General features: G+C 69.4%; 1 protein-coding gene. It reads left to right on the forward strand.

The window, feature by feature from the left end:
• Window positions 1-5,574 (forward strand): non-ribosomal peptide synthetase (locus HV824_RS34680; RefSeq protein WP_176425180.1); only part of this gene is annotated, 5,574 nt, incomplete at both ends.

Consider the following 5,574-nt stretch of genomic DNA (forward strand, 5'->3'; position numbering starts at 1 on the left):
CCTCCCCTCTCCCCTCCTCGCCCTCCCCGCACTTCCCACCACCACCAACGGCAAGGTCGACCGTCGCGCCCTCGCCTCCCTTCCTCTCCCTGCCTCTTCCTCCGACGCGCCCTTCGAAGCGCCCACCGGCCCTCTCGAAGTCGCCCTCGCTCAGCTCTTCTGCCAGGTCCTCGGCCTCGCCTCCCTCTCGCGCCACGACGACTTCTTCTCCCTCGGTGGCCACTCCCTCAGCGCCACTCGCCTCGTCGCTCGCATCCGCTCTTCTCTCCGCGTCGACCTGCCCCTCTCCTCCTTCTTCTCCGCTCCCTCCGTCGCTTCTCTCGCCCAGGTAGTCGAAGGGTTGGCCGGCACCGGCAAGTCGCTCCTGCCCGCGCCCACTCCCAGGGCCGAGGCCGCGCTGGTGCTCTCCTCCACGCAGGAGCGCCTGTGGTTCATCCAGCAGCTCCAGCCCGACTCTTCCGCCTACCACATCCCAGAGGCCGCTCTCCTTCACGGCCCTCTCGACGTCTCGGCGCTTGAGTCCGCTCTCCGCTGGCTTCTCTCTCGCCATTCAGTGCTCCGCCTCGCCGTCCCCTCTGACGAAGGGCGCCCAGCTCCCTTCCTCCTCGAGGTGCCGGCACGCGTCCTGACCGTGGAGTCGCTCTCCGACGCGCCGCATACTTTGGAGGAACGGCTGCACGTCGAAGCCGAGCGCGTCTTCTCCATGGCGGAGGGCCCGCTCTACCGCTTCCACTTGTGGCGGCTCTCCCCCGAGCGGCATGCGCTGCTGCTCGTGTTCCACCACCTGCTGGTGGATGAGCTGGCCCTCTCCGTGCTGGTGCGTGAGCTGGGTGAGGCCTACCGCTCCTTCCAACAAGGTGCGTCTCCCGCGCTGCCGCCCGTGACGTTGGACTGGGCGGATGTCGCCGTCTGGCAACGAACCGAGGCCGTGCGCGCGCACGAAGACGCGCAGCTTTCCTACTGGACCCGCCAGCTCGCGGATGCGCCACGGCTGCTGTCGCTTCCCACGGACAAGCCTCGCCCCTCCGTGCTGTCGAGCCAGGGACGAGTGACCGCGCAGCGGCCCCTGCCACCCGCGCTGTCGGCGGCCCTCCACGACTTCTGCCGCCAGCAAGGCGTGACACCGTTCATGGTGCTCTACGCGGCCTTCGCGGCGCTGCTCCACCGTTACTCGGGCCAGCCCGAAGTCTGTGTGGGCACCCCGATGGCGGGGCGTACCCACCCGGCCACCGAGGACGTCGTCGGCCTCTTCGTCAACACGGTGGTGCTGCGCACGCACGCTCAGCCGGAGGACAGCTTCGCGTCCCTGCTCGCGCGGGTCCGGACCACCGTGCTCGAAAGCATCGCCCACCAGGACGCTCCTTTCGAGCGAGTGGTGCAAGCCCTGGAGGTACAGCGCAGTCCGCGTCACTCCCCGCTCTTCCAGGTGATGTTCGGGTTGATTCGCGCCGGACACGCCCTGGCGGAAGCACTGCCTGGACTCCACGGACGCGCCCTGTGGCCTGAGCTGTCCACGAGCCAGTTCGACCTGTCGGTCGTGCTGACCGAGTCGCCAGAGGGGGTTTCACTCGCCGCCAGCTACAGCACCGACCTGTTCGAGGCCGACACCGTCGAGCGCCTGCAGCGCCATTTCTCGCGCCTGCTCGAACATGCGCTCCAGTCGCCGTCCTCTCGGCTGGACACCCTGCGCATGGCGCTCGACAGCGAGCGAGAGTTGTTGCTGCGCGCCTGGAACGACACGCAGCGGGGGTTCGCCTGGGAAGGCGCTTTGCACGAGCGCTTCGAGACGTGGGCCGCCCGGACACCGGACGCGCTGGCCGTCGTCGATGGCCGGCAGGCGCTCACCTATGACGCGCTCAATCGCCGGGCGAACCAGGTGGCCTGGGCCCTGCGAGCCCGCGGCGTCGCCCCCGAAGTCCGCGTGGCGCTCATCCTGGAGCGCGGGGTGGACCTGGCCACGGGCGTGCTCGGCATCCTGAAAGCAGGAGGGGCCTACGTTCCCGTGGACGCTGCCTATCCGCGCGAACGAATCGCGCGCGTGCTCCAGGACAGTGGGGTCCAGCTTGCGCTGACGCAATCGTCGCTGCTCGCGTCCGTCGAGCCATTCGGCGTCCCCACCCTGTGCGTGGACGCCGTGGCGGACCTGCCAGCACGGAGTGACACCCACCCGCCTCGCGTCACCGCGCCGGAGCAACTGGCCTACGTCATCTACACCTCTGGAAGCACCGGCCAGCCCAAGGGCATCATGGTGCAGCACGGCTCGATGATGAACCTGCGGTCAGCGCTGGCGGAGTCCGCCTACGCCGGTACGACAGGCCCGCTGCGCGTCAGCCTCAACGCATCGATTTCGTTCGACGCCTCGGTTCAGCAACTGGTGCAACTGGCGGACGGGCACACGCTCTGCGTCGTCCCGCAAGGCATCCGGGACGACGTTTCGAAGCTGTGCGCATGGTTGGAGGAACAGCGTGTCGACGTCTTCGATTGCGTCCCCTCGCACCTGCGGCTGTTGCTGGACGAGGGCCTGGGTGGGCGTCACCCGCTGCGCGTGCTCGTGGGCGGAGAAGCCGTGGACGAGGTGCTGTGGGAGCGGCTCGTCCGCCATCCGGGCCTCACCTGCTTCAACGTGTACGGCCCCACCGAGTGCACGGTGGACGTCACCGCGCATCCCATCGGCGCCGGGCGCCCCTCCATCGGACGCCCGTTCGCCAACGTGCGCATGTACGTCCTCGATGTGCACCTGGAGCCCGTGCCGCTGGGCCTTCCGGGCGAGCTGTACATCGCGGGAGCGAGCCTGGCGCGTGGCTACCTGGGCCAGCCGGCGCTCACCGCCGAGCGCTTCATTCCCAACCCCTTCGACACCACGCTCGGCGAGCGGCTCTACCGCACGGGGGACCAGGTCCGGTGGCTGGCCACTGGAACGCTGGAGTACCTGGGCCGCATCGACACGCAGGTGAAGGTACGGGGCTTCCGCATCGAGCTGGCGGAGGTGGAAACAGCACTCCTCGCAGCCCCCGGCGTGCGCGCCGCGGTGGCCCTGGTGCGGGAGGACGCTCCGGGGGACTCGCGACTGGTCGCCTACGTGGTGCCCCAGTCCGTTCACGCCTCCACGCAGGAACTGGCGTCCCTTCGGGCGCACCTGAAGCAACTGCTGCCAGCGCACATGGTGCCCTCCGCCATCCTCGCGGTGGAGGCACTCCCCACCACCCCCAGTGGCAAGGTGGACCGTGGAGCCCTGGCGGCGCTGCCCTCGCACGCGGTGGAGTCAGCGCCTGGCGGTGAGCCTCCGCGGGGCCCGGTGGAAGAGCTGCTGGCGCAGGTGTTCTGCCAGGTGCTCGGTGTCACGTCGGTCGCCCGAGACGATGACTTCTTCAGCCTGGGGGGACATTCGCTCAGTGCCACGCGGCTGATGGCCCGAATCAGGCAGTCCTTCGGCGCCGCGCTGCCACTCACCACCCTGTTCGCATCGCCGAGCGTGGCCGGACTCGCGCGGGAGCTGGCTCGAGTTCAGGACACCACGGGGCGCGTGTTGCCGGCGCCCGAGCGTCGTCAGGATGGCGAGCGTGCGGTGCTCTCGTCCTCGCAGGAACGGATGTGGCTCCTGCACCGGTTGCAGCCCGACTCCAGCGCCTACCACCTGCCCGAGGCCCTGGAACTCAGAGGGTCGCTGGACGTCGCGGCGCTGGAAGCTTCGCTCCACTGGTTGGTCTCACGGCATGCCGTGTTGCGGCTGGTGGTGCCCGCCTCTCCCGACGGGAGCCCGGCGCCGAGCCTCATCACGGTTCCGGAGCGCGTGCTGGAGGTGGAGACGCTGGAGCTCGCGCCGGAGGCACTTGAACGGTGCTTGCAGCAGGAGGCCGAGCGCCCGTTCTCCATGGAAGAGGGGCCGCTGTACCGCTTCCACTTGTGGCGGCGCTCCGCTGAGCATCACGTCCTGCTGCTCGTCTTCCACCACCTGCTGATTGATGGGCACAGCCTTTCCTTGCTGCTGAACGAACTGGCGGAGGCGTACCCGTCCTTCCTCCAGGGAGGGGCTCCCGCGGCTCCACGCGTCGCACTGGACAACGCGGACGTCGCCGCCTGGCAGCGCACCGAGCCGCTGCGCGCGCATGAAGATGCACACCTGACGTACTGGATGCGCCAGCTCGCCGATGCGCCGCGGCTGCTTCAACTTCCCACGGACACACCGCGTCCCGCCGCGCTCACGGGCAAGGGTGGACTTGTTTCCGGGCTCCGTCTTCCGGCCGAGTTGGATGGAACGCTGCGCGCCTTCTGCCGCGAGCACGGGGTGACGCCTTTCATGGCGCTCCAGGCCGCCTTCGCCGGACTGCTGCACCGCTACTCTGGACAGGAGGATGTCTGCGTTGGCGTCCCTGTCTCCGGGCGCACGCACCCCGCCACCGAGGACGTCGTCGGGCTCTTCGTCAACACCGTCGTCCTTCGCACCCGTTTCCTCTCCGACGACTCCTTCTCCGCCCTCCTCTCACGCACGCGCGCGACGGCGCTCGACGCCTTCTCTCACCAGGACGCTCCCTTCGAGCGCGTCGTTCACGCCCTCGGCGTTCAGCGAAGCCCCAGCCACGCGCCGCTCGTCCAGGTCGCCTTCGTCTGGAATCGCGCGGGCGCTCCGCTTCACCTCGGGGACATTTCCTCTCGTCCGCTTTCCGTTCCGTCTTCCAGCGCGAAGCTGGATCTCGCGCTGATGGTGCGCGAGGACTCGCAGGGTTTTGAGCTGGCCGCGGAGTACAGCAGTGACTTGTACGAAGCGGGCAGCGTGGAGCGGATGCTGGGGCACTACCTGCGGCTGCTCGAAAGCGCACTCGCCGCGCCTCAGGCGCCCTTGGCCTCGCATTCGCTGCTCTCCGACGAGGAGCGCCAGCAGGTGTTGCACGGCTTCAACGCCACCGAGCGGCCCTTCGACTCCCTCGCCACCTTCGTCTCCCTCTGGGACACCCAGGTAGCGCGGACGCCTGAGGCCACCGCGCTGCTCGTCGCTGACTCCGACGTGGCCCTCACCTACCAGCAGCTCGACGCTCGCGCCTCCGCTCTCGCCGGCCACCTCGCCGCCCTTGGCGCCGGCCCCGAGTCCGTCGTCGCCGTCTGCGTCGAGCGCTCCGCTTCGCTCCTCGTCTCGCTTCTCGCTGTCCTCAAGGCGGGCGCCGCCTACCTCCCCCTGGAGCCTTCACACCCCGAGGCGCGCAGGGCTTCTCTCATTCAGCAGGCGGGGGCACGCCTCGTCGTCGCTTCGCACGGCCTCTTCTCCCAGCCCCTGCCTGACGCGCGCCTCGTCTCGCCGGACACATTCGGCACCGACACCGCGCCGCTTCGTCCCGCCTCACCTCACCACCTCGCCCTCGTCCTCTTCACCTCCGGCACCACCGGCCTTCCCAAGGCCGTCGAAGTCTCTCACCGCAACCTCTCCCACCTCTTCGACGCCGCCGACTCCCTCTACCCCTCTCGCCCCGGCGACTGCACCCTCGCCGCCGCCTCCCTCGCCTTCGACGTCCACCTCCTCGAGTTGCTCTACCCCCTCACTCGCGGCGCCCGCGTCGTCCTCCGCCCCACCGGCCCTGACTC

The sequence above is a fragment of the Myxococcus sp. AM009 genome, from assembly GCF_013372605.1.
Lineage (GTDB): Bacteria > Myxococcota > Myxococcia > Myxococcales > Myxococcaceae > Myxococcus > Myxococcus vastator.